The organism is Planctomycetota bacterium (genome assembly GCA_016207825.1).
In the GTDB taxonomy this organism is placed as follows: Bacteria; Planctomycetota; MHYJ01; order JACQXL01; family JACQZI01; genus JACQZI01.
This window is the reverse complement of the sequence record JACQZI010000027.1, coordinates 107,242-131,606: the sequence shown is the minus strand read 5'-3', so window position 1 is coordinate 131,606 and position 24,365 is coordinate 107,242. Positions and strand designations below refer to the sequence as shown.

23 protein-coding genes are annotated in these 24,365 nt (G+C 46.8%); 12 read left to right on the top strand and 11 right to left on the bottom strand.

Translation table 11 applies throughout. The annotated features are described in order from the left end of the window. Nucleotides 1-1,776 (bottom strand): hypothetical protein (locus HY811_10355; GenBank protein ID MBI4835197.1); only part of this gene is annotated, 1,776 nt, incomplete at its 3' end. Nucleotides 1,777-1,864: 88 nt separating this feature from the next. On the opposite strand from HY811_10355, the gene HY811_10350 reads away from it, so the two are divergent. Further along, nucleotides 1,865-2,074, top strand: a complete 210-nt coding sequence (locus HY811_10350; protein MBI4835196.1) for a type II toxin-antitoxin system HicB family antitoxin — start codon at nt 1,865-1,867, stop codon at nt 2,072-2,074. Next, entirely contained in the window at nt 2,071-2,292 is a 222-nt protein-coding gene (locus HY811_10345; GenBank protein MBI4835195.1) for a type II toxin-antitoxin system HicA family toxin, read from the top strand. Before HY811_10350 ends, HY811_10345 begins: the two co-directional genes overlap by 4 nt. Before the next feature lie 267 nt (nt 2,293-2,559). Here HY811_10345 and HY811_10340 read toward each other — a convergent pair whose 3' ends face one another. The 6 genes from HY811_10340 to bzdN form a co-directional block, all read right to left on the bottom strand. Beyond that, a complete protein-coding gene (locus HY811_10340; GenBank protein ID MBI4835194.1) occupies nt 2,560-5,091 on the bottom strand; it encodes a DUF2341 domain-containing protein in 2,532 nt (843 codons plus the stop codon). A 17-nt stretch (nt 5,092-5,108) separates the two neighbouring features. Then, nucleotides 5,109-5,366, bottom strand: a complete 258-nt coding sequence (locus tag HY811_10335) for a hypothetical protein (GenBank protein MBI4835193.1) — start codon at nt 5,364-5,366, stop codon at nt 5,109-5,111. A gap of 22 nt (nt 5,367-5,388) precedes the next feature. After that, a complete protein-coding gene (locus tag HY811_10330; protein MBI4835192.1) occupies nt 5,389-6,096 on the bottom strand; it encodes a hypothetical protein in 708 nt (235 codons plus the stop codon). Nucleotides 6,097-6,123: 27 nt separating this feature from the next. Further along, nucleotides 6,124-6,300 carry a hypothetical protein gene (locus HY811_10325; GenBank protein ID MBI4835191.1) on the bottom strand — a complete coding sequence of 59 codons (177 nt, stop codon included), beginning with the start codon at nt 6,298-6,300 and terminating at the stop codon, nt 6,124-6,126. 299 nt (nt 6,301-6,599) lie between these two features. After that, nucleotides 6,600-8,612: a sigma 54-interacting transcriptional regulator gene (locus HY811_10320; GenBank protein ID MBI4835190.1), complete on the bottom strand. Its 2,013-nt coding sequence runs from the start codon at nt 8,610-8,612 to the stop codon at nt 6,600-6,602. A 229-nt stretch (nt 8,613-8,841) separates the two neighbouring features. Beyond that, complete coding sequence (bzdN, locus tag HY811_10315; GenBank protein MBI4835189.1) at nt 8,842-9,966, bottom strand: benzoyl-CoA reductase, bzd-type, subunit N; 1,125 nt, start codon at nt 9,964-9,966, stop codon at nt 8,842-8,844. Nucleotides 9,967-10,207: 241 nt separating this feature from the next. On the opposite strand from bzdN, the gene HY811_10310 reads away from it, so the two are divergent. Further along, nucleotides 10,208-10,522: a YkgJ family cysteine cluster protein gene (locus HY811_10310; protein MBI4835188.1), complete on the top strand. Its 315-nt coding sequence runs from the start codon at nt 10,208-10,210 to the stop codon at nt 10,520-10,522. A gap of 43 nt (nt 10,523-10,565) precedes the next feature. On the opposite strand, the gene HY811_10305 is transcribed toward HY811_10310, so the two are convergent. Beyond that, nucleotides 10,566-11,426 (bottom strand): hypothetical protein, encoded by an 861-nt coding sequence (locus tag HY811_10305; GenBank protein MBI4835187.1) that lies wholly within the window; start codon nt 11,424-11,426, stop codon nt 10,566-10,568. Nucleotides 11,427-11,718: 292 nt separating this feature from the next. Here HY811_10305 and HY811_10300 point away from each other — a divergent pair, with 292 nt between their 5' ends. From HY811_10300 to HY811_10270, 7 genes are read left to right on the top strand one after another with little or no spacing between them, the layout of a single operon-like run. After that, nucleotides 11,719-12,366 (top strand): RNA polymerase sigma factor, encoded by a 648-nt coding sequence (locus tag HY811_10300; protein ID MBI4835186.1) that lies wholly within the window; start codon nt 11,719-11,721, stop codon nt 12,364-12,366. Further along, nucleotides 12,363-12,611, top strand: coding sequence for a hypothetical protein (locus HY811_10295; protein MBI4835185.1), 249 nt, complete (start codon nt 12,363-12,365; stop codon nt 12,609-12,611). The genes HY811_10300 and HY811_10295 overlap by 4 nt, the downstream gene beginning before the upstream one ends. After that, complete coding sequence (locus HY811_10290; GenBank protein ID MBI4835184.1) at nt 12,608-13,030, top strand: hypothetical protein; 423 nt, start codon at nt 12,608-12,610, stop codon at nt 13,028-13,030. Before HY811_10295 ends, HY811_10290 begins: the two co-directional genes overlap by 4 nt. A gap of 29 nt (nt 13,031-13,059) precedes the next feature. Next, a complete protein-coding gene (locus tag HY811_10285) occupies nt 13,060-14,415 on the top strand; it encodes a TolC family protein (protein MBI4835183.1) in 1,356 nt (451 codons plus the stop codon). Nucleotides 14,416-14,417: 2 nt separating this feature from the next. After that, nucleotides 14,418-15,770, top strand: coding sequence for an efflux RND transporter periplasmic adaptor subunit (locus HY811_10280; GenBank protein ID MBI4835182.1), 1,353 nt, complete (start codon nt 14,418-14,420; stop codon nt 15,768-15,770). A 3-nt stretch (nt 15,771-15,773) separates the two neighbouring features. Continuing rightward, complete coding sequence (locus HY811_10275; GenBank protein ID MBI4835181.1) at nt 15,774-16,460, top strand: ABC transporter ATP-binding protein; 687 nt, start codon at nt 15,774-15,776, stop codon at nt 16,458-16,460. A 4-nt stretch (nt 16,461-16,464) separates the two neighbouring features. After that, nucleotides 16,465-17,688, top strand: a complete 1,224-nt coding sequence (locus HY811_10270; protein ID MBI4835180.1) for an ABC transporter permease — start codon at nt 16,465-16,467, stop codon at nt 17,686-17,688. 11 nt (nt 17,689-17,699) lie between these two features. On the opposite strand, the gene rodA is transcribed toward HY811_10270, so the two are convergent. From rodA to ispG, 3 genes are all read right to left on the bottom strand, one after another. After that, nucleotides 17,700-18,821: a rod shape-determining protein RodA gene (rodA, locus tag HY811_10265; protein MBI4835179.1), complete on the bottom strand. Its 1,122-nt coding sequence runs from the start codon at nt 18,819-18,821 to the stop codon at nt 17,700-17,702. Nucleotides 18,822-18,906: 85 nt separating this feature from the next. Beyond that, nucleotides 18,907-20,880 carry a penicillin-binding protein 2 gene (gene mrdA / locus HY811_10260; GenBank protein MBI4835178.1) on the bottom strand — a complete coding sequence of 658 codons (1,974 nt, stop codon included), beginning with the start codon at nt 20,878-20,880 and terminating at the stop codon, nt 18,907-18,909. Between the two features lie 43 nt (nt 20,881-20,923). Next, nucleotides 20,924-21,991 carry a flavodoxin-dependent (E)-4-hydroxy-3-methylbut-2-enyl-diphosphate synthase gene (gene ispG, locus HY811_10255; protein ID MBI4835177.1) on the bottom strand — a complete coding sequence of 356 codons (1,068 nt, stop codon included), beginning with the start codon at nt 21,989-21,991 and terminating at the stop codon, nt 20,924-20,926. A 225-nt stretch (nt 21,992-22,216) separates the two neighbouring features. On the opposite strand from ispG, the gene HY811_10250 reads away from it, so the two are divergent. Both HY811_10250 and HY811_10245 read left to right on the top strand, forming a co-directional pair. After that, a complete protein-coding gene (locus HY811_10250; protein ID MBI4835176.1) occupies nt 22,217-22,741 on the top strand; it encodes a hypothetical protein in 525 nt (174 codons plus the stop codon). Between the two features lie 14 nt (nt 22,742-22,755). After that, nucleotides 22,756-23,817 carry a hypothetical protein gene (locus tag HY811_10245; GenBank protein ID MBI4835175.1) on the top strand — a complete coding sequence of 354 codons (1,062 nt, stop codon included), beginning with the start codon at nt 22,756-22,758 and terminating at the stop codon, nt 23,815-23,817. Nucleotides 23,818-24,365 lie beyond the last annotated feature (548 nt).

Genomic DNA, 24,365 nt, shown 5'->3' with positions numbered 1-24,365 from the left:
ATTTTCCATCCAGATTTGGACTTCTATTTTGTTATCCGGGCAGGGGGTCGCAACGCCTGTAACGCCCTTATCTATCCGGAACTTCTTCCAGCGTGCTGTGCCGGAAATGGTATTTGCGTTAAACTTGACATAAGCGATAGATTCGCCCATCTTTACCGGCGTATTGCCGTTGGTCAACATCGTCCAGGCGGAGGTCTGGACTTTTGGGCCATCCCAACCAACCGTCCAATCGGACAGCAAGGGCGTTTGGGATGCATTAGTAGTCGCCATGTTAACGCGCAGTTTAATGCCGGTGATTCCGGTAAAAGTCGCCGGATAAGTCAGGGATAAATTTGTCCCGGACGGGACATTGGCAACCAGAAGCGAATTATCAGAGCCTTTAAGCACATCCACCGTGGCAGTGGTGTTGGTCGGAGAGGTTACGGTATAAGTCAAAACGCCCCAGGTGGCATTTATGAAGGTAATGAGGGGGGAAACATAATTTCCGCCGGCGACATAAGCGCTTAACGGGACCTGAACGGGTGAATTACGGTTGACGGTATCGCCCAAGCCTAATTGGCCATAAAAATTATATCCCCAAGCCCATAATGAACCAGTTGTTTTTGCAGCCATAGTATGTGCCCAGCTACAAACAACTGTTTTCCAATTGGCATCTGTCCCGACCTGCACCGGCGAGAGACGGTTTGTAGTATCGCCCAAGCCCAATTGCCCGTTGTTATTAGATCCCCATGACCAGAGAGTATCGTCAGAACGGATTCCTATTGAATATCCAACATAAAAAGTTCCCCTATGACCTCCGGCAGAAACCGTTTTCCATGTGCTTGCCCCCACCTGAACAGGAGAATTGCGTTGGGTAGTTGTCCCATCACCTACCTCACCAAAGCCATTATACCCCCAAGCCCATAAGGTATTGTCAGAACGGATAGCCAAACTGTGTGTGCCGCCGGCAGAAATTATTTGCCATGTGCTTGCCCCAACCTGGACAGGAGAACTGCGCGGGGTGGTATCATTCAGCCCCAGTTGCCCGTAATCGTTAGCACCCCATGCCCAAAGGGTATTATCAGACCTAATCCCTAATGTATGATAACCTCCACAGGCAATTGCTTTCCATGTGCTTGCCCCTATCTGGACAGGTGAATTGCGCTGGGTGGTGGTTCCATCGCCTAAATTACCAAATCCATTATACCCCCAAGCCCATAAGGTATCGTCAGAACGGATAGCTAAGGTATAGTGATTGCCGCAAGCAACTGCTTTCCATGTATTGGCGCCGACCTGAACGGGAGAATTACGCTGGTTAGTATCGCCCAAGCCTAATTGGCCATACATATTACATCCCCATGTCCAAAGTGTATTATCAGTTTTAATCCCGGCGCTATGCCCATAAATTTGTCCCAAAAGATATGGGTCACCTGAGCTCGCGATTGCTTTCCAGCTATCTGCGCCGACCTGAACGGGTGAGTTGCGCTGGATGGCATCGCCCAAGCCCAATTGCCCGGTCATATTATGTCCCCATGACCGGAGTTTATTATCAGAAAAAACGCCTAATGTATAATTTGAAGATACTCCGGCGGTAATTGTTACGGCATTAAGGCTGGTGGATAATAAATTAACTTCGGCCGAGCCGGTGGTGGTGACGGTATTGGAGAAGGAACTGCCTGTATTGGTAAAGACGGTTTCGGACCAGCTGTCGCCGTAGGCGAAATTACACAAATTACCAATGACCAATGACCAAACAATGATCAAACAAATCCAAATTACTAAACTCCTGTTTTTCATATAATTTCCCTCTCCTTTAATAATTTTCCTTGCTTTTATACGGATTACTTGTTATACTTATTTTAGATAAAAAACAAGGGGGAATAAAATGGTCTATAAAATTATTCTTACCGAAGGTGAAGACGGGTACCTCGTGGCCGAGTGTCCGGCTATTTCCGGTTGTATCTCCCAGGGCAAAACACTCCCGGAGGCGCTTAAGAATATTAAGGAAGCCATTGAACTGGCGCTGGAGTGTTATAAAGAAGAAGGGAAACCAATCCCTGAAGACCACACCAAGGTAGAGGAAATTGCCGTATGAGTCTGCCTTTACCGGTGGTCTCGGGCCGGGAGGTAGTAACCGCTCTCCAGCGAATCGGGTATTATATCCGCAAGCAAAGAGGCAGTCATATAAGGCTCTACCACCCCAACCGCTTACCGGTAACGGTTCCTGACCATAAAGAACTTGATAGAGGCACATTGAAATCTATCCTCCGAACAGTTAATCTCACCACTGAAGAATTTAATAATCTTCTTTAGAAACTATCTAAAACCTACGGGATTCCGTCGTCCCGAATTTATTCGGGAACGCCTACGCCCCGACCCCGCAAGGCGGGGTCGGGATTCCCCCGCTCCACTTCGTTTTCCGCCAAAGGCGGACCTGCCTATGGCATGGCGGGACACCCCGAATAATCGGGAGTCCCCGTAGGGGGGCGGTGTTCCATCCCCTCTAAAAACCCGTCCGAACGGCTCGTCCGGGCGGAGAGGGGATACCCGCCTGACCGCAGTCGGGCAGGAAGGGGTGTGTTATGGAACACCTACACATGTCGCATTCTCGAATTCCAAATAACTACTGTCCACTATTTTCACGCCAGCTCTCTGTCCTCCCCCAATATCTCCCGCTAATTTATATACAATATAATAAGTCTTAGTTGTAGTCGTTACCTGCCATTGTTTCATATTAAGGTAGCAGATGCCGTTGGTAAAATTGCCTTTAGAGATAAAGGTATCGCCGGTATCCCAGAAGCCGTTATTATTATTTTCCATCCAGATTTGGATTTCTATTTTGTTGTCGGGAACGGGAGTAGCAACGCCGGTAATGTTTTTATCTATGCGGAACTTCTTCCAGCGTGCAATATTCGTGCCTGTAACCGAGGCGGTAAAGGAGACCTGGGCGATAGACTGTCCCATTACGATAGCTTTTCCGGCCGGACACAAACTTGCCCAGTTCGCGGTTTCCACACGTTTGGATGAGCCATAAGACTCCGCACCCGGCGCGGCGACAGTCGGTTCGGGCGAAGCATATTTGCGGACGAAGACGGTATCCAGGGTAACTTTACAGCCCCCGTTGGGGTCGTCTCCAAGATAATAATAGATACCACTCGGCGCTCCTCCCGGGACATAGTTATTATTATAAACCTGCGAGCCGTCCAGATTAAATATCTGCCAGTCAACCCGGTTAGACTGATGTATCTGTTTTAACCTTACATAGGCAGTATTTGCCACAACCACGCCCGTCCAAGCATTGAAATAAATGTTGTTGCTATCAAAGATACCGATATCAAATCCTGCGTTTTGGGAACAGAATCGGAAACGATGAGCTCCATAGGGGTACTCTATTTTAGCGATGGCATCAATAATATACGGCGCGGCCAATCCCGCTTTTTCGAGGCGGACACAACCGGCGAAACTATTGCAATCCAGGACGGCGGCGCCATTAGTTACGGTAATTGTTCCGCCGCCGTTTTGATAAGTCGCCCAAGCCGGATTAAGGCCGCCGACCGAGAAATCATCCCCAAAGATAAAGGCGGTATTGATATTGGAAACCGAGGTTGCCGAGGGATTGCCGTAATACATATAGATATAAGAATTATTGGCGGGCAGATTGGGGACTTTGACCCAGAATTTATTATCAGTTTCCTGCCAGTAAGAAAGTTCGGCGCTGCCGGTGGCGGTTGAGGCGGTGAAGCGGATATCCGAATAATCGCCTTTGAGTTTAGTGGTATAGTAGTTATAGCGGGTGGAAATTTCGGCGGACGTAAGCGCCCGGTTATAAATGCGGACTTCGTCTATGATGCCTTTGAAATCATAGCCGGTAGAATCCCATGTTGCTAATCTCCATACTGTTGAACCTGTTCCAAGTGACCCGCATGGCGTAGTTGCTACATTAACTCCATTAATATAGAGTTTAATATTTGAACCGTCTAAAGTTCCAATCACATGATACCATTGATTTATATTGTATCCCCCTTTTGATGCCGTATTCCAAGCATTTACATACGCTCCAACTGTAAAAGTATCGCCTGCCCAATACATCTGTATAGATGCATTACTTGCCGAAGGGCCATTTCTCCAGATTATTTTTTGTTGGTGACCATCCCCTCTAACAGAAAGCGTTGGGTATACCCAGGTTTCCCATGTTGCAGTAATTAAATTATTTAGCGAGGAAGAAGATGGGATTTCCAAATAATCATCCACTCCGTCAAAGGATAACGCCTTGCCGAATTTGCCGTCTGTCCAGGCGGGAAAGGTCGGTTGGGTATTAGACAGGAACCAATAGTCCATAATAATATCGCCCGCGGCGTAAGTCTTATCGATAGTATTGGTGTCAACATCAAGCCTTATTTGGTTTACCTGTGTTAAATCCGGCGTTCCGAATGTCCCGCTGGGATTAGCGGTATCAAGCGATAAGAGGTTCCAACCCACCTGTAGAGAAGCAGGCAAAATAGGGCTTTTATAGATATACCAGGAATAATCAGACTTCAGCGCAAACACTTCCATCAGGCCAATTTTGTTAAGGGTAGCCTGGTTGTTGATATATACCCATACATTAAGCCATTTATTCTGCATATTAGTTACGGCAATGGTCTTGTAAAAAAATACTTGAGTGGTAGTTAACCCTGTTTTTATACAGTTTACCGCGCCAGCGCCTTCCCGGTAAAGGCTATTATTAAGGCTTACTGAACCGGCGGCGGAAGCGGTCCAGCCGGCGGTGGCATCACAGTTATCAACCAGAGTTCCACCAACGTTAAGCGTTGCGTTATTCCTGTTACCGGACATATCGGCGGTGGTGGTGCCCGAACCTTCCGAGAAGTGCCACGAGCCGACCAGTCCTGAATTATTAATAAAGTTAGAATCGGTAAAAGGGGTAATGGCGACTTGGTAATCGGTTTGCGCGCCGGCGGTGTTGTTGATGGAGACAGGACGGTAGTAGCCGGTATACCACGAGCCGCCGCCGGGATTGGAGAAATCCGGCCAGGAACCGGCATAGACGGCCTGCGACACCACAAAGGCACAAAGGACACCAAGTATACAGATTAATAATAACGATTTTTTCATACTATCTCCTTTTGTCCTTACAGACTCATTCGTTTCCAGCCTACTAAATAGCCATCTTTAAAGAAATAATGCTCTTCATTGTTTGTATGAAGAGACACATAAACCCATTTCTGATTGCGCCGCTCAACTGGTAAATTCAAGTTTTTAGCCGGTTCAATACATTTAACCATTGGTTTACCGCGCAGGGTGAAGATATCGTCCGTGGTTAAAGGGGGGCAAACTGAATTGCGAATTGCGAATTCGGAATTCAGGTTTCTGGCCGCAGTTTTACTCATAAACACATCACCTCGATAATCGTTATTTCTTTTCTTTTTCCTCTTTTTGTTTCTTTTCTTCCTGCGACTTACGGTAATCATCCAAAGCCTTGTTCATATTTTTCTTCAGATACACCGTATCACGCAGGCCGGTTATTTTTTGCAATGGTTTCTTTTCCGGTTCAGGCTCGCCCGGGTCAACGATGAAAATAACCGGCGCGGAGGAAACTTTCCACTTATCCATTTGTGCCAGCGATACCGCTATCTCGGCTTCACGTTTTTTCTTTTCCTCATCCGTTTCCTTTTTAGCGGAAGGTTTATCCGGTTTTTTTGCCGTTTTTACCTTAACAAATACGAATTTTTCATTGGTTTTAACCAGGAACGGGTTTTCCAGCGCCTTCAGGGTTTTCAGCGAATCTTGCTGGTCGTCGGCAAAGGCGATAAATAACAGTTTTTTACCATCCTTCGCGAGTTCTACTCCTTTTTCAAGCGAATCTAACCAGTCAATTTCTTTGGGAGCATATATTTTTAAGGCGCCATTTATTATTTCCAGCGCTTTTTCGGGAGCGGCTTGCCCCTGGCTCCGGTAGAGAAAAGACCCGCGGATGATTTCATTCTCATCGGGATCAACAATCACCATTCCGCCTTTTTTAGTATATTCGTCCATCTTGAATTTATCCGCTTCTTTGGCGGTGCCGTTAACCATGTGGAATTGCCGGGTAAGCTCTATGAACGTTTCATCCGCAAGCACACGGCTTGCTTCTGCCCGCTGAACCGCTCAGCAGTCGCAGGTGGAAAATACCAGGACGAGTTTACCCGTAGTTTGAGCGTTTTTCAATGCCACATCGTAATTCTTTTCCCATGTGATTTTAGCTTTACCTCTTTCATTATCCGCCACTACGACCGCCGCTAACAGGCCTAATAAAATCAACACCAGAAAACTATGCTTTTTCATGTCATTTTCCTCTCTATTCGCCGGAGCAACCAGAGACTTATTTTCAGGTTCGTGCGAATATATGCTTCATTTTAGAGCAAATATCGTGCCAAGTCTCAGGGAAATTAAAGGAAACGCACAAATTACCTAATGCTTTATAAACAAGGAGTTAGGATAACAACCGCGCGGATAGTAAAATGAGCCCCGCAATAAGTATTATCAAAATGATAATACCTTCGGTAATTTAGTTACTTTTTGGTAACAAGCGTGCTTCTACGTGTTATCTTTTAGGCGATTTAATCCGGCTTTGTTCCGAAAGATTAAAGTTTTAACGACTTCATTTTCCGGCAGAGATTAGCCGGGGCGCATGCTAATAAATGGGCCGCCTGGGTGATATTTCCATTACAACTGTCTAAAACATCTTTAATAAATTTTCGTTGATATGATAGAGTTGACTCTTTAAGGGATTTGCTTTTCGGCGGATGGGCAGGTGGTTGGTAATTACGGATGGTATCAGATAACATTGATTCTTCTATAACTTTGACATCGGGATATAAGGCGCAGATGCGTTTTATTTCGTTTTCCAGTTCACGGATATTGCCGGGCCAGGGGTAGGCGGTAAAAAGGGAAAGGGCGGAAGGAGAGACGAGAGACGAGGGACGACCATATTTTCGTAGAAAATGCTGGGCCAATAACGGAATGTCATCCTTTCGGTCGCGGAGGGGAGGAAGATTTATCACTATCGTATTGATGCGGTAAAACAGGTCTTCCCTGAAGAGTTTTCGCTTAACCAGTTGTTCAATATCCTGATTGCTGGCAAAGATAAAGCGGGTATCTATCTGAATTGGTTTTGAGGCACCAACACGCCAGAGAAGTTTTTCTTCAAGAACTCGTAGTAACTTCTGCTGCATAGACGGAGACATATTGGCGATTTCATCTATAAATAGCGTGCCGCCTGAAGCGAGCTCAATATAACCTTTTTTCTCTTCGATTGCACCGGTGAAAGCGCCTTTGGTATGGCCGAATAAACTGCTTTCAATAAGCGTTTCCGGAAGCGCCCCGCAGTTAAAGGGGAAATAGGTTTTGCTTACACGCCGGCTATTATTATGTATGGCACTGGCAATAAGTTCCTTTCCCGTGCCGGTTTCGCCTTGAATCAACACCGGTAAGTCTGTCGGAGCAATCTTTTCTATAAGATGATAAATTTCTTGCATTGCGGGATGATTACCAACAATGGTATACTTATCAGCCGACTTTTCATAACGGCCATCAAGGGTTTGAACCAGTATCTTCGGGATAAATTTGGATATATGTTTGGGTTTACCCTGTAATTGTTGATAGAGCCTATCGAATTCCCGGGTTTTTTCATAGAGCCAAACCGTATCAAGCTTGGACAGAATAGGCTTAATGCGGTTTTCTATTATTATTGCTTTATCAGGGAAGCCGCTAAGGCTGTAACATTTACTTAAAAGAAGCCCGACTTCACAAACAATATCATTGAGTTTTAGCCGTTGTGCATCCTTCAGAATAGTTTGCAGATTCTGAATAGCGAAGCGCTTTTGGTTTTCTATAAGGTCAATTATGGCGAGATGTATTTTTGCGGTAATAACACCAGCGGGTAAATTGATTTGCTCGCCGATTTTAATAGATTCCCAAAAAGATACGCGGGCATCCTTATAGTTTTTTATCGCTATCAAATATTCTCCTTTTAGATGGTAATACTCCATAACAATATCCTTGTCAGATAATAATGACAAGTATGCGGGCAGTTTTCTTTCAATGGTTTCTTTCACTTCATCCAGTTCGTCTTTATGGAGATATACATAACCAAGCCCTAAAAGATTATAGAAACGCCTTGATGTATCCATCGGGTATAATTTATCGCCGCATTCCTGATAATATTGCTCGACTTTCTTGAATTGGTTTAATGCCTGATTGATGTTTCCAATATTCAGGAAATTAAGCCCCAGAACACTGAATATCATGGCGTTATAAGGAGGTTTGAGGCGTTTAGAAGCAAGTAAAGATGCTTTATAATAAATATCCAGTGAACGTGAAAATTCTCCAAGAAAGCGATAAGCATCGCCTAAATAGCAATATAGCTGGTATTTATCTGAAGGCGGAAGGGAGTTAAAAGATAATGATTTTATTGTCTTTTCGCCCAGGCGTTTTACCGTAAACCAATTTTCTTTATTATGGGCGGATTTGATTTCTTCCAGACCTGCCCGAATGCTTCGTTCAGGCGGGTAACCCGCCAGACCGGGTGTCCTCCGCCCGGATGACTCGGTCGGACGGGTGTCGGGCTGGTCGGCTAATGGCTTTAGTTTTGGCATCGTTCGTTTCTCACTACAAGATGGATGTATTTATATCCCGACACTTTGTGTCGGGATGTCGCTGCGGCTCCACAGTAAAACGGAGTGGTTGTCAAGACCTTTTCCGGCGCATAGATTCCCACGCCTTTACAGGCGTGGTTCTTACGGGTTCAAGCTTCGCTTGTCCAGCAACTTTGTTGCTGGAAACGGCTTTCACCCCCGCCTTCACAGGCGGGGAACTCCCGCTTTATTAGAATAAATCTTCCTGCTGAATCATTTCCAGGAATGCCTCTACGCGCGTCTTGAACTGGCCCACCGGAACGCTTACGTCGAATTCCAGGAATAGCGTGGGGATATTGCTTTGCTTAAACATCTTTTGTATCGCCGGGATATCCAGCTCGTGCGGGTCGCAGAATTTCTGCTGTATCACAATCACCCCCTGCACCCTATAGTCTTTTGCCAGTTTCATTATATGCGCCAGGCGGGTCCGCTGGGGCCAGTCCTTGCTTGGGCATGCCGGACGTTCCACATAGCGCTTGGCGATTGCCGCCAAACGGTCGCTGCCGGGAGTGACTTCGTTCCAGAAATACCGCGAGCCGGTGCAGTGGTCGTCTATCACAAAGGTTGCCCCGCAGGATTCAGCCATATTGACGAATTCCGTGTCGTCATCTTCGCTTCCCAGAATCATCAGCCGTGTCCCGGTCGGGCGTTCGGTTTTGGCAGATGCTAATTTCTTTAATGCCGTTTCCATCGCGCGGGAATGCTCGTTTTTATCAACCATCTGCGCGGAAACCGCCAGATACATCGCATCCAAACCGGTAACCGGAGAATTTTCTAATTTCCTGGTCTCATAAATCTGCTTAAGCAATTTCCTGTTCCTGTTCATTATCTCGATGCCTTTGTCCAAATCCTTGTCCGTAAGTTTCTTGCCGGTCCATTCTTCCACGGATTTCTTGAATGCGGCCAGTTCACCGGCAAGATAAGGAGTCGCGTGAGGAGTCTGGAGATTATTCGGCATCGGGAGATAATAACTGTAAGGCACCGGGATATGCAACTGCCACGAGGTAAACGCCTGCCGGATATGGAGGCACGATTGGGCAATCATGATGCCGTCAAGGTAATCGTAACGATTCTTCAAACCCTGGGCCAGGCAATCCCGGCAGAAAGGGCAATACATCGCGAAGATATGCGGCTCGGTCACATCCTGCGGTTCATGCGAGCCTAAAATCCTGACAGGCAGGACATCAGCCGCATAAAGAATTTCCTCAGGAACGTAGGTGCAGAAATAACCCATCACTTTTCCCTTGGGATGGTTCTTCTTCCATTCCTTGGCGTATTCATGGCGCGCCTCATACCATTCCTTAAACATTTCCATTCCCGGAACGCTTTTAGTCGCAATTACATTACTCATCACGATTTCTCCTTATTTTCTCTAATGTATATTATCTATGCAGTGAGCCCTATTATAAAAGCATGTAATCAAAAAGGTCAAGAAAACCTACTAAATTTTTATTTTCATTTAATGCGAAACAACCGATTAAATTAATATCTTTCTTGACTAAATCGCCTTTTTTAGCTAAAGTGTAATAAACGATTGCCGTTTATTTAAGCGAAAGATGAAACAGATTATAAACCATACGGTCCTTATGTGGGGAAAAATCAGGCGGATGTGCATAATTTACCTGACGCCCCGCCGGACCCAAGAAATGCTTTCGCAAAGGGAAGGCGAATGCCAGCGCTGCGGCGCCTGCTGCAAGATAAATTTTGAATGCCCTTTTTTAACCAACCATACCCAAGCGGCTGCATGCAAGCTTTATGATTCCCGCTCCAAAGTGTGCCGCTATTTCCCGATAGATAAAAGAGACATCAAAGACCGTAATATCGTATTTCCCGGAACCAAATGCGGCTACTCTTTCCGGGAGAAACAATAAGAATTTTTCCGGACAAACAACCCGCCGAAATGAACAATCAATCTTATCTTTGCGGATTAGGCTGGCTCTGGCCTCCCCGGTTCCTTTGCGGGCCGAAGTTACTGCCGAAAGAATCCTGGATGATTTTCAGGGCCGGGGCAAATTCACTTTTGGTATCCACCTCGTAATTGAAATATTCGGGAAGCTTTTCATTGCCGACAACTTCCCTGATCTGCGTAATAGTCCCGCCGAATACGGGGAAAATACTGCGGCGGTTATCCCTGACCTGCTGGGTAAGCTCTTTTTTGATATTCTCATCATTCGCGCTCAAGATTAACTTTGTCTTGAAAGCCTGCATCTGCACCTGGTCTTTAATCCCGAAGGCGGCTTCCACCAATTTCTGCTCCTGTGCAAACAGCACCTGCTGGAGCTTTATTTTCTGGTCGTAAGTAAGTTTCAGTTCCTCGGCAAGCTCATCGATGGTAACGGTCTTCCTTTCCGGAGGCCTGAAATTATTGCGCTGGGAACGGCTTTTCTGGAGCTCTTCCTGGACAATCTTTTTCACATCATCTATGGTGGCCGGGGCAGAGCCGTCTTCCCTGTTAAAATTATTCCCGATGGTGCCGAAAAGGTCGTCCGCCATCTGGTTCTGCAAGGCCTGTATTTTCTCTTTATCATCCGTATTATCCCTGACGGATTGCTCGGTCAGCCTATCCACGAAATCTTCCAGCAAAGAAAGCCGCGCCTCCAGCTCGGAAGCCGCGCCTTCGGAACCGCCCGGAACAACAGGCGCCGCTTTATTCAAGGACTGCTTGAGCGCATCTATTTCTTCTTTATAGTCATAAAACTCCATAACCCCCCATGCCAGGCCAACAACCAAGACCACCAGCACCGCTGAATTTGCATAAGTCAATATGTTTTTCATATCTTTCACTCCTCCTGACGTTATATTATCTTTTTATCTGGAAATCATGCAATAAATTATGTAGGCTATACTTTATTAATAACACTTTAATGGCGTGAAAGTTCCGGTCTTTATTGTTTTACCGGAACTTTTTGTATCGTCCGGGGTTATTATAAGATTGGCAGGCTGATGAAAAGGTTAATCGGCGGTGAACGACTCCAAAGACAGGCCGCACCACAAAATGCACTAAAATAATATTTTCATGTAACCTTTTAAAAATATCTTACCAATATACTATAAAGAAGGACGAATTATGCTGACTGCAGAATTAAAACTACCTAAGCCTGTATTTATCACCAGCAGGCTGGCGCTCTTCTTGCAAAACGCCACGGACGTTGATTATGCCCTGGATAACCCGCCTGAGCAAGTCGATAGCCGGGATATAACCGAGATTCTTAACGGAAACCGTGATGCTTTTACGGAATTAATCAAACGCTATCAGAACCAGGTCACGGCAAAGATGTGGCGTTTTACGCGCGACCGGACACGCCTTGAAGAACTCGTCCAGGATGTCTTTGTGGAAGCATACGGCTCTTTAAGAAGTTTTAAGCAAGGTTCACCTTTCCTCCCCTGGCTCATGAAAATCGCCGTAAGGACAGGCTACCGCTACTGGAAAAAGACGGCCAGGACTTTGAAAGACCAACGGTCTCTGGAAGGGCTTGATGAAATTATAATAAGTAAAGATAAAATAAAGCCTGACCGCGCCGCGGAAATTATTCATTCCATGCTGGATACCCTTCCTCCCAAGGATAGACTGGCGCTGACGCTTACTTATTTCGAAGAATGTTCCGTTAAAGAGGTTGCAGAACTTACCGGATGGAGCCTTATTATGACAAAAGTCCGGCTGCATCGGGCGCGCGGAAAGCTTAAAAAACTTATTACCGAAAAGATGTCTATATGAAAGAATTTGATATCATTGAAAAATTAGCCGAAAGCGCCAGGGAAGAACAAACCCCTTCTTTGGATGTAACCCAATCGGTCATCCAAAGCATCCTGGCGAAGGAAGAGCCTGTTGTCAGTTCCTGGCTCCTTATTACAAGCAGCCTGGCAACGGTCAGTTCTTTCATCCTGTTTTGGCAGATATGCCTCGTCCCGCAGGATCCCTTAACCGCGTTTTTCGAATCAATAAGGAACGTGCTATTATGAATACGGACTTGTTAGCAGAAAAAAGCCCATTGCCGCCTCCTGCACCGCACCGCAAGAAGTGGCGCTTGATTATCCTGTGCCTTAGCTTTTTGGTTTGCGGAATCTTTATCGGGGGCATTTTAGCCCAAACGATTCTCTTCCATCACAGGCCGGGACACGGGAATTTAGAAGAGCGGACAAATGCAGTCGTTTCGCATATGCGTAGAAATTACGATTTGACCGAGGAACAGGCAAAACAGATATACACCATCGTCAAAGAAAGATTTACCGCATTATCAAATGCCATGCGCACTACTTTTGACGGAATGGATTCGGAAATACGCGCCGTTCTTAATAACGAGCAGATTGTAAAATTCGACAAAGAAATGGCCGAAAGGCGCAGGAAATCATTCGACAACCCGAAAGAAGATAAAAAATAGTGCTTATTAGAAAGAGAGAGAAAAAAATTATGAGCCTTAGACAACTTTTAATTTTTGTATTGGCGGCTGCTTGGCTGGTAACAGGGTGCTCATCCGTCCGCGAGGCGCGCAAGGCGCAGGATACGGATAATATACCTGCGGGAGAACGGACCGTTACGGCTTCGGAAATAGGATTAACCAAGGATTCCGTATTGACTTTGGATAAATCGCTGGAAATCGCCCTGCAATACCATCCTTCCATGGTCCAGTCAAGGCAATCCCTTATAAGTTCGGAAAAACAATACGGTGACGCGATTGCCGGATACCTTCCCACGGTCAGCGCAAACGCCAGCGTTTCTAAATCCACTTCAAACACATCAACCAAGACGGCTGATAATACATTAGGGGACTCTTCTTATTCAACCGGCGTTTCTTTGAGCCAGTTGATTTATGATTTCGGCGAAACACCCGCCAATATCCGCCAGGCTTATGAAAACAAGCTTACCGCGGAATCATCATTGAAAGCAGCGGAAAATTCTCTTGCCTATAACGTCAAGCAGGCGTATTACGATTTATCAAAACAACAGGCATTGCTTAAAGTGGCCGAGGAAACCGTAAAACAGTATGAAATACACCTGGAACAAACTAAAATCCAGGTAGAGGTCGGCGGAAAGATTAAATACGATATCACCAAGGCAGAAGTGGATTTAAGCAACGCGCGCATCAGCCTGGTCAACAGCCGCAATGACTTGCGCACAGCTCGGGCGGTTCTTAATAACACGCTCGGCCTGGCCGAAGACCCGGAATATACGATTGAGGAATCAAAACCAGCGGAGATGAAAGATTATTCTTTCGAGAGCCTTCTTAAAACCGCCAAGGAACAACAGCCTGAATTTCTGGCCCAGCAATCCCGCGAGCGCGCGGCCTCGGCATCGGTTGACAAGGCAATCGCCAATCTATTTCCTTCGCTTTCCTTAAGCGGCAGTTACCGGTGGAGCGGCAGCGAATTCCCCCTGGTCTGGAACTGGTCATTAAGCAGCTCTTTGGGTTTAAATCTCTTCAATGGATTCCAGAATACCAGCCAAATCGACCAGGCTGTGGCAAATCTGAGATCCACCAGGGCGGCAAAGGCTTCTTTGGAACAGAAAATTTACCTTGACCTGACCCGCGCGGTAGCACAACTGGAATCCGCCCAAGAACGCCTGACCCTGGCGGATTTAACGGTCAAGCAGGCGGCGGAAACACTGAACTTGATTACCGAACGTTACAAAATCGGCAAGGCGTCCGCCGTGGAAGTAACCGATGCCCAGGTTTCTTTAACCAAAGCACAGGTAGATAAAATCCAGGCCCAGTTCGATTACCAGACAGCCATCGCACTTATCAAAAGCACCATAGGAGAAAAATGATCATGAAAAAACTTAAGCTTCTTATTATCATCGTTGTAATCGCCTTCTTGAGCTGGGCAGGATTGAAACTCTTCAGAAAAGACGCCGGCTCGACAAGCTTCCGAACCGCCACGGTTGAAAAAGGGAACGTCATTCAAACTGTCGGTGCTACGGGCGAAGTAAAACCCTTAAAACAGGTCCAGGTCGGCACCCAGGTAACAGGCCCGATTCTCAAACTATATGCCGATTATAATTCCAAGGTAACCGAAGGGCAAATCGTCGCCCAGATAGACCCGGCGGTTTATGAAACAAAGGTCGCCCAAAGCAAAGCTAATTTAATCCGCAGTGAAGCCGATGTGGAACGCGTCCGTGCCAGCTTATTGCAGGCGCAAAACGAACTTACCCGCTCCAAAAAACTCGCCGAGCGCGATTTGATTTCCACATCTGAATTAGACGCGGCGATTGCAAATTACGATTCCATTTCCGCACAGCTTAAAGTCTCTCTGGCTTCGGTCGACCAAAGCAGATCAGCTTTGCAATCTTCGGAAGTAGACCTGGCATATACAACGATAAAATCCCCGGTGGACGGGATAGTCATATCACGCAATGTGGATGAAGGACAAATGGTGGTAGGTAGCACGTCTGCCCAGATGATTTTCATTATCGCCACGGATTTAAAACAAATACAAATACAGGCAAACATTCCCGAATCCGATATCGGGCAAATAAAAGAAAGGCAGCCGGTAAAATTCACCGTAGACGCTTACCCGGACATAGAGTTTTTCGGTGTGGTAACCCAGGTAAGGCTTTCCGCCACATCGGTTTCCAACGTGGTAACCTATACGGTTATTATCAGCGCCGAAAACCCGGATGAAAAATTATTTCCTGGCATGACCGCCAACCTCACCATTGAAGTAGAACGCCGCATGGATGTATTCAAAGTCCCCAACTCCGCCCTGCGCTTTATTCCGGATGAAAGCCTTGTTGCGGAAACGGATTCAATCTCCAAAACCGCTGAAGCTGAATTTCCGGCCCTTCCGGGAGAACGGGGACCTTCAAGCATATCTGGAACGGATTCTTCAAGGACAAGATCTTCCATGAGGCGCGAAAGGCCGGGCTTCTCAAGCGACCACGGCCCTGGCAGAAGAAGTTCCATGTCAAAAACAGGAATGCAAAAAAGCAAGCTCTGGGTCCTGACAGACAAAAAGCTCCTAAAATCCATCCCCATAATAACCGGTATTTCAGACGGCTCTTTCACGGAAATAATAAAAGGGGAGGTCTCTGACGGGATGGAAATCGTCACCGGAATTACAGACACGACGGAAACAACGACAAAAACCAACCCTTTTATGCCCAGTCCGGGGCGCAGGCGTTAAATTATGCTTATTACTCTTAACCGTATAACTAAAACTTACAAGGTTGGCGAGATAGAAATCCCCGCTTTAAGGGGCGTTTCGCTTAATATTGATAAAGGTGAATTCGTCGCTGTCATGGGCGCTTCCGGTTCAGGGAAAACCACACTTATGAATATTATCGGATTCCTGGACCAGCCCACCGACGGGCAGTATTTACTGGAAGATAAAGAAGTGACCGGCTTAAACCGCAACGCCCTGGCTCAAATACGTAATAAGAAAATCGGCTTTGTCTTCCAGAGCTTTAATCTCCTGCCGCGCACCACCGCCCTGGAAAATGTGGAATTGCCTTTGTTTTACAGCCTGGGAGAAAATGGTGACGCCCTTTCCGGGCGACAGAAAAAAGAGAAAGCCATAAATATGCTGAAGCGCTTAGGCCTCAGCGATAGAATATACCATCACCCCAGCCAGCTTTCCGGGGGGCAGCAGCAAAGGGTGGCAATCGCCCGCGCCTTGATTAACCAACCGCCGATTATCCTGGCTGACGAGCCGACAGGAAACCTCGATACCAAATCAAGCGAAGAAATAATGGATGTCTTTAACCAGTTTAACAAGGAAGGCATCACGATAATTCTTATTACCCACGAACACGATATTGCCAAATACGCTAAAAGGCTGATACATATAAGGGACGGGCAAATCGTCCCAAATTAACAATATGAGCTTATTTCTTACATTAAAAGTCGCCCTGCGGGCGCTGATAAGGAACAAAGTCCGCTCTATCCTGACCATGCTGGGCATCATCATCGGCATTGCCGCGGTAATTGCAGTGGTGGCGGTCGGCCAGGGAGCCACCGTGATGATAGAAGAACAAATCAGCAGCATGGGCGATAACATCCTGATGATATTTCCGGGCAGCGCCTCTTCCGGAGGATTCCACTTCGGCGCCGGCACCCGCTCCACGCTGACAGCGCAGGATGCCGATGCGATTATGAATGAATGCCCTTACGTCAAAGCGGTCTCTCCCATGGTCCGGGCAGGCGGCCAGGCAATTTATCAGGATAAAAACTGGGGCGTCAGCGTGAGCGGCGTCTCTCCGAGTTATCTGGAAGTAAGGAATTGGCAGGTAAAAGAAGGCGCCTTTTTTACCGATTCGGATGTCAAAGCCGCTTCTAAAGTATGCGTTGTCGGCGCGACGGTCGCCAAGGAATTATTCAATACGGAATCGCCTGTCGGAAAAACAATCCGCATCAGAAATATGCCTTTCAGGATAATAGGCTTGATGGAAAAGAAAGGAAGCGCCGCTTTCGGGCAGGACCAGGATGATGTAATCATCGCCCCCTGGTCATCGGTCAGCCGCTTTCTACAGAGAGGTTCTTTTAACAGCGTCAACCAGCTCCTGGTCAGCGCCACCTCGATAAAAACAATCGAGCCTGCTAAAGCCGATATTACATCCATTTTACGGCAACGCCACAAACTGGGAGAAGGAACCGACGACGATTTCAGCATCGTTGATACGGCAGAAATAACCGAGGCTATCACCAGCACTTCAACCCTGATGACACTCCTTTTGGCGGTAATCGCCTCTATTTCACTGATTGTCGGCGGAATCGGCATCATGAATATCATGCTCGTCTCGGTTACGGAACGGACGCGCGAAATCGGGCTGCGCATGGCAGTCGGCGCACGCAGCAAGGATATCTTATTACAATTCCTGGTGGAAGCCATGGTCCTGGCCGGAATTGGGGGCATTTTCGGGATAATCCTTGGCGGCACTGCAGCGCAAATCATCGCTAATTCCAACGGCTGGCCCGTCCTGGTTTCGGCGCAATCGGCTGTCCTGGCTTTTGTTTTCTCTGCAGCAGTCGGGATATTCTTCGGTTTTTTCCCGGCATGGAGGGCATCCCGGCTTAATCCTATAGAAGCTTTAAGATACGAGTAACCAACCCGGCTTTATTCAAAATCCCTTGAGGCAAATGAAGGAAGCTGGTTCACCCCGATATTGACAATCAATCCCATGGCAATATAAGAAGAAAGAAGCGAAGAACCTCCGTAACTGACGAAAGGCATGGGCAAGCCCGTAATCGGCGCAAACCCTATCGTCATTCCGATATTGATAAAAGTCTGCGCCGTTAAATAGGTGACCAAACCGAGTATAGCAAGCCGCCCGAAAGGCTCCCTGGTATTATAAGCGATAAAAACCGCCCCCAGATACATTATCAGGTATAAAACAATCACCAGCGAGCTCCCGACGAAGCCCCATTCCTCGCTTATGGTGGTAAAGATAAAATCATTATGCCGTTCCGGAACGAAGAGTGAACCGGAAGAATCACCTTCTCCCCATCCGCGCCCGATGATGCTTCCCGAGCCAACTGCCACTTTGGATTGAATCAACTGGAAACCTTCGCTCGAAGGTATCGTTGATGGGGTAAGAAATCCGAGCAAACGGTAACGCTGGTAATCCTTAAGCACAAAGAAATACCCTATCGGGGCAATAATTGCGATAACGACAAACATAATAATAATATTCCTGGCAGGCGTTCCTGAAACAAAAACCATCACGACAAATGTAGGCAGAAACAAAAGGGCCGTCCCTAAACTGGGCTGGAGAAAAACCAGTCCGAAAGGAATGAGCGTAACAATCAAAGGGACAAATAAATCCCTGAAGCGTTCGACATTGCGCTTATGCATCATTATCCGGGCAAGCATAAGAACCAGCACGATTTTCATAAATTCTGATGGCTGCAAAGCAAAAGGCCCCAGCTGGAACCAGCGACGGGCTCCGTGCGATACCCGGCCCCAGGCTATCAGCAATAAAATCAAAACCAAAAGTCCGATGTATAACGCATAAGTATAATCCTTCAGTTTATAATAGTTGACCAGAAGTATTATCCCGAAAGCTAGAAGCGCAACGAGCGTAAAAGCAATCTGCTTAACCGCCTGATTGGCAAATATTCTGGACAGGCCGGTTAACTTATCAGAAACATCCGGCGCGGCGCTCCAGATGGCGATGATGCCTATTAATGTAAGTAGAAGCATCGGGATGATTACGACTGAATTTAAACTGCGCGGCATATGTTTTACAGTATATCAGAACATCAGAGAATCAGAATACCAGATTATCCCGACTTCGGTCGGGATCCCCCGGTTATCTAGTATTCTATTCCTCATCCTTCTCTTTTTCGGAGGAAGTTTCCACTCCGACAACGTTCAAAGCGGTCTCCATAAAACCGGCGGTAATGGGCACCGAGGTCGCGCTTCCTTTTCCGCCCTGTTCAATCATTACCACAAAGGCAAAGCGCGGCTTGCCGGTTCGTCCTGAGGAATCTGAAGGGTCGTAGGGCGCAAAACCGGTAAACCAGGCGTGCGGCAAACGCTCTATCGTCGCGGTCCCTGTTTCCGCGGTGCTTGTCTTTCCGGCAACCGGAAACGCATTCAATCCCAGGCCGTTTGCCGTTCCGCCTGGTGAATGGACCACTTCATATAAACCCCGCCTTATCAAAGAAAGCGCTTCGTTTGAAATATTAAGCTCTTCCCCCCTCTGCTGGGTTATTTCGCCGGATGGCTCGGATAGGAATAACGATTTAACATCATTCTTTATGATACGCGGAGTCAAAAGAAGCCCATCGTTGGCAACCGCCGCCATCATCCGCACGACCTGTATCGGCGTTACCATTAAATCACCCTGTCCAATGGATATATTAAGTGTATCGGCTACGGCCCATTTTTGCTTATATCGATGCAGTTTTTGTTCCGGAGAAGGGAGCAATCCTTCCACCTCGCCTTTAAGGTCAATGCCGCTCTTCTTGCCGTAGCCGTAACGGGCCGCCCAGCCGAGGATGTTTTCCTCTCCGGTAACCCTGCCCGTATTAAAGAAAAACACGTTGCAGGAATGCTGGAGCCCGCTTACCACATTCATAGAACCGTGCTCACGGTTATGCTCGGCTATCCAGCACTTGAAGTGTTTGGAGCTTCTCGAATAATACCCGTCACAATTAAAATAAGTGGAACTGCTTATCTTGTTTTCCTGCAACCCAGCCGTCGCCGTGACAATCTTAAAAAGCGAGCCCGGCGCGTATTGCCCGGCAATCACCCGGTTAAAAAGCGGCTGTTTGGGATGGTGGAAAATATAATCGACTGTTTCCTTGGAAACCGGGCTCTGCAAAAGATTCGGATTAAATCCGGGCGCACTCGCCATTGCCAGGATTTCTCCGTTGGTAACGTCCATCACGATAACTGAGCCGGCTTTGGTATTGCCCACTTTATCCTTAAGAAGCGTTTCTATCTGTTTCTGCAAGCCTGCATCTATCGTCAGGTAAATATCCTTCCCATCGGTCGGAGGGAAACGGCTGAGTTCTTTTTCCACCCGGTTGATAAAATCCATCTCCACCGTGCGCACGCCGTCTACACCGGTAAGCTCTTCCTGAAAGCTTTTCTCCACTCCGAACCTGCCGAACTGCTTGGCAATAAACTCGCCCTTATCCTCCAGTATCTGGCAGGTGGTATCATCCACCATCGGGTTCATGTGCTGGACGAAATAATCCTTTTTCTTCAGATACTGGTACTCTTCTGAGGAAATCTGCCCCATATAGCCGATGATATGGCATGCCAGGTCGTCATAAAGATAAGCTCGCTTGACTTTTTCCTCGACAAAGACTCCCGGATAGCGCGTTGGATTGGCTTCTATCTCCACCACCGTATCCAGGCTGACATTCACCCAGATTTTATAAGAACCGCGCATCTCTCGCGTGATGATTTTCTTGGCTTCGCGTTCGGTTTTGCCTTCCGCCTTACGGTTAATCTGGTTTATGATATCTTTGAACTTCTTTTCTACATCCTCTTTCTTCACCCCCAGCACTTTTGCCAACGCCGGAATCGTATCCGGCTTCTTATTAATCTGCGCCGGGACAATATACATATCAAAAGCGGTTTTATCCTCTGCTAATATTTTGCCATTACGGTCAAGAATCTTTCCGCGTAATGCCGGAATCAATTCTATCCGCATGCTCCGTTTCTGCGCTTCCACCTTGTAATACGAACCGTTAAGTATTTGGAGAGAAAACAATTTCACCTCCAGTAAGCCGAAAAGCAGGAAGATGACAATTAGTATGGCAGTAATTCTGCGCTGGGACATAAGCTCCTTGGTTTAAAAGTTCAAGGGTTTAAAAGTTTAAGAGTTATAATTTCTTTATTTCTTTTATAAATTCCGGGACGATTTTTCCGCTTGGGACTTTGCGTATTCTCTTGCCATGCTTGAAGAGGAAAGCGAAATCCTTTCCTCCGGCGATTCCGATATCCGCCTCCCTGGCCTCGCCCGGACCGTTTACCACACATCCCATTATCGCAATCTTTAATTTCGGATTTCGGATTTCGGATTTCGGATTTTTGATTAGTGATTCCACTTGCTTCACAATTTTCACAATATCAATCTCGCATCTGCCGCAGGTCGGGCAGGCGATTATTTCCGGTTTACGCCTTTTGGCTAACCCGAGCGATTCCAAAATCTCATGGCCAATGCGCACCTCGTCATGCGGCGTGCCGGTTATCGAAACCCTTATCGTATCTCCGATGCCGTCCGCCAGGAGCGAGCCGATTCCGATTGCGGATTTTATTATCGAACTGTTTAACGGCCCGGCCGCGGTCACGCCAAGATGTAAGGGATAATCAGTTTTCTGGGCGATTAATCTATAGGCGTTAATCGTGGAAACGACATCGGACGCCTTTAATGATACCATGATATCACGGAACTTGAGCGATTCCAGGAACCGGCTGAATTCTATCGCGCAGGCTACCAGTTTTTGCTCCATCGTGTTACCCGTTTTACCCTTATAACCCCACACCGAACCGGAATTAAGCCCTACCCGAATCGGTATTTCCCGCTTCTTGGCTTGAGCCACCACTTCCCTTATCGCATCTTTGTTTGTGGTATTTCCCGGATTCAGGCGGACGGAATTCACCCCCTGCTTTATTACTTCCAAAGCCAGTTCCGGATTAAAATGTATATCCGCCTCTATCGGTATATGAATTTGTTTCTTTATCTTGGAAATCGCCTGCGCCGAGCTCATCCGCGGGATTGCCAGGCGTATAATCTGGCATCCCAAATCCTCGAGTTCGCGGATTTGGCGGACCGTGGATTTTATATCCTCGGTTTTGGTCTTGGTCATGGACTGGACGGAGACCGGGACGCCGCCGCCGACTTTGACCTTGCCAATCCAGACTGCTCTTGTTTTATGGCGTTTTATCATAGAGAAGTCATTTTACTTTTATTCGGATCGATTGTCTATTAAAATTTGTTGCCTTTTACTGGGGGAATGATAGAATCAGTAAAGTAAATGGATTGAACTGATAATAGATATAGAAAAATCTGCGCCCATTCAAGTAATAATTGTTAATCGGGCGTCCCCGAATCCCGCGAAGCGGGAAGAGTGGGGCTGAATCGGCTTAATCCGCTTACTAAAGATTTATATTTTATGAAATATTTCTTTCTTATCCTCTTATCAACTTATTTACTCTTTGCCATCGGCTGCCAGGAAATCCGTCCCGGAATGCTGACCGAAGAGCTCCGGATTATGAAAGGCTGGGAAAGGCCTAAGGAGACCATGAAAATCCGGTACACCAAATACGAAATCTGGCTCTATGTTAATAACTATATTGATAATATCGTTTTTATCAAAGGCGAAAAAGTAATCGAACGCCGCAAATACAGCCCTTCGGACAATATCTGGGAAACGGTCAGGGAATGGGTGCTCTTTGCCGAACGCGACCCGATATACCGGCGCAATATTGACGAGAAGGTGGAAAACATCATCAATGAAAAACTGGTTCTCACCATGAAACCGGTTGAGGTAAAGATGGCGTGGGGCGTGCCGGTAAGCACCAAGACGGACTTAAGCAAATACGGCTCGACCGAGGAATGGACCTATCAAAGGAGCCCCTATCAAACGACTAAGGTGGTTTTCACCAACGGCATCCTTACCGAAATAAGCGAGGAATAAGAAGCAAGTTTAATATGGTATCTGAACTGCCAGAAAAAAATACACAAGCAGAACAGACTTCGGCTAAGCCGAGGAGAAAACGGCTTTGGGTTCTGTTGTCTTTATTGATTATAACTACGCTAATTGTAATCTTGTTATTTACACCAACCGCTTTGGAGAGAAACGAAGCCGCGGTGCTGAAACAATTCCAAGCGTTTATTTCTAGTGTTTTACCTTTTAGATGTACGTCGAGTAGCGGTACCGGTCAATTAGACTTTTGGACGGCGGATGTAGCAGGATATTATGCGATAAGGAATGGATATATTGATATCGAATTAGCGCAGGCTGATTTTGCACCGCTCAGAGAAGCATATTCATGGGTGCCGCCAGAGAAACCGATTCCAAAACAAGGTTACTATTATATGGCCATAACTCTGGATGAAAATGGGGTTCCTTACAGGCAGGATTACGATAACGACGGTAAAGATTACACAAATCTAAACAAGTTCGGATTCTGCGCCTTCCCTGCTGACTATGGAAAAGACGGGAAGATGACATTTATAGGGAGTTATCATCTGGGTTTTTGGAGAAAAGATACAGGGGGAAAACCTGTAACACGATGGCCTGATGAATATTCTTTGGCGACTGAGTGGGAATGTGGGAGCTATAATGAAAACAAATGGAGAAAGATTACTCCTCCTGTCCGGGAATCATATCCGGATGGTGTTTGGGTAATTAAAGTTTGTGTTGCGGCTCACCATTGGACGACAGAAAATTCATATAAAGACCAGCTAACATTTACAGAAACTAAGATGAGTTCCAAGGTGTTTGCATCCCAAGGATACGCTCCGACAGATTATTCAAATGTAAAATATCGTAATGAAACTAAATGGGAAGCCGTTCAGAAGAACAAAAATGGTGACACGTCAACTTGGCGCGGCCGTGCCTCTGGTTCCAACTACATATATGGAACTTTAATAATAAAACCCGCTAATGGAAATGAAGACGAGTTTTTCTTTGAGAGTATCAAAACCGGTCCGCCTATTCCAAAGAAAGCAAGCGAGGCAAATCCCAATGGAGGAACGGAAAAGAAGTAGAGCGAAACATTAGCTATCATGCCGTTTAATCGACTATTTATAACTTTTTAAAACCCCCGCCCCTCCCTACAAAGGCTCCCTACCTGCCGTATGAAGGGTATATCCATACCGTATAAACCATCCATCCCCACCCAATAGAGGATTACTCCCTGCCGTACGGAACACTGCTCCCCACCCTGCGGAATAACCATCCCGTCCGTACGGAGGGCACTACCCGTCCGTGCAGAACACCCCTCCCAACCGTACAGAATATTCTACCCCGTCCTACAGAACATCCTACCCTGCCGTCCGGAATAACCATCCCCACCATACAGACCGCCCCTCCCTACCGTAGAAATACCCCATAGGGAGGGTGGGGATGGGGGGGTAGTGGTCAGAGAGGTGGAAAATCGCCCCAATTTCTTATAAAACAAGGAGATACAGCCTGCAGAGTTCATAACACCCTTGTAAATATGGAGTTAGGCGTACTACAGCCCCCAGAAATTTATCCACCCCTTGCGGAAAAAAAGACAATGGAATTAAGTATGACAGCCCTGAAATATACGAAG

What these genes read in the sequence shown, in the direction of transcription:
- HY811_10340 (MBI4835194.1), bottom strand. Translation starts at nt 5,091, where the DNA reads ATGAAAAAATCGTTATTATTAATCTGTATACTTGGTGTCCTTTGTGCC.
- HY811_10275 (MBI4835181.1), top strand. Translation starts at nt 15,774, where the DNA reads ATGCTTATTACTCTTAACCGTATAACTAAAACTTACAAGGTTGGCGAG.
- rodA (MBI4835179.1), bottom strand. Translation starts at nt 18,821, where the DNA reads ATGCCGCGCAGTTTAAATTCAGTCGTAATCATCCCGATGCTTCTACTT.
- HY811_10335 (MBI4835193.1), bottom strand. Translation starts at nt 5,366, where the DNA reads ATGAGTAAAACTGCGGCCAGAAACCTGAATTCCGAATTCGCAATTCGC.
- mrdA (MBI4835178.1), bottom strand. Translation starts at nt 20,880, where the DNA reads ATGTCCCAGCGCAGAATTACTGCCATACTAATTGTCATCTTCCTGCTT.
- bzdN (MBI4835189.1), bottom strand. Translation starts at nt 9,966, where the DNA reads ATGGAAATGTTTAAGGAATGGTATGAGGCGCGCCATGAATACGCCAAG.
- HY811_10345 (MBI4835195.1), top strand. Translation starts at nt 2,071, where the DNA reads ATGAGTCTGCCTTTACCGGTGGTCTCGGGCCGGGAGGTAGTAACCGCT.
- HY811_10295 (MBI4835185.1), top strand. Translation starts at nt 12,363, where the DNA reads ATGAAAGAATTTGATATCATTGAAAAATTAGCCGAAAGCGCCAGGGAA.
- HY811_10325 (MBI4835191.1), bottom strand. Translation starts at nt 6,300, where the DNA reads ATGAAAAAGCATAGTTTTCTGGTGTTGATTTTATTAGGCCTGTTAGCG.
- ispG (MBI4835177.1), bottom strand. Translation starts at nt 21,991, where the DNA reads ATGATAAAACGCCATAAAACAAGAGCAGTCTGGATTGGCAAGGTCAAA.
- HY811_10350 (MBI4835196.1), top strand. Translation starts at nt 1,865, where the DNA reads ATGGTCTATAAAATTATTCTTACCGAAGGTGAAGACGGGTACCTCGTG.
- HY811_10300 (MBI4835186.1), top strand. Translation starts at nt 11,719, where the DNA reads ATGCTGACTGCAGAATTAAAACTACCTAAGCCTGTATTTATCACCAGC.
- HY811_10285 (MBI4835183.1), top strand. Translation starts at nt 13,060, where the DNA reads ATGAGCCTTAGACAACTTTTAATTTTTGTATTGGCGGCTGCTTGGCTG.
- HY811_10250 (MBI4835176.1), top strand. Translation starts at nt 22,217, where the DNA reads ATGAAATATTTCTTTCTTATCCTCTTATCAACTTATTTACTCTTTGCC.
- HY811_10245 (MBI4835175.1), top strand. Translation starts at nt 22,756, where the DNA reads ATGGTATCTGAACTGCCAGAAAAAAATACACAAGCAGAACAGACTTCG.
- HY811_10270 (MBI4835180.1), top strand. Translation starts at nt 16,465, where the DNA reads ATGAGCTTATTTCTTACATTAAAAGTCGCCCTGCGGGCGCTGATAAGG.
- HY811_10280 (MBI4835182.1), top strand. Translation starts at nt 14,418, where the DNA reads ATGAAAAAACTTAAGCTTCTTATTATCATCGTTGTAATCGCCTTCTTG.
- HY811_10290 (MBI4835184.1), top strand. Translation starts at nt 12,608, where the DNA reads ATGAATACGGACTTGTTAGCAGAAAAAAGCCCATTGCCGCCTCCTGCA.
- HY811_10310 (MBI4835188.1), top strand. Translation starts at nt 10,208, where the DNA reads ATGAAACAGATTATAAACCATACGGTCCTTATGTGGGGAAAAATCAGG.
- HY811_10305 (MBI4835187.1), bottom strand. Translation starts at nt 11,426, where the DNA reads ATGAAAAACATATTGACTTATGCAAATTCAGCGGTGCTGGTGGTCTTG.
- HY811_10320 (MBI4835190.1), bottom strand. Translation starts at nt 8,612, where the DNA reads ATGCCAAAACTAAAGCCATTAGCCGACCAGCCCGACACCCGTCCGACC.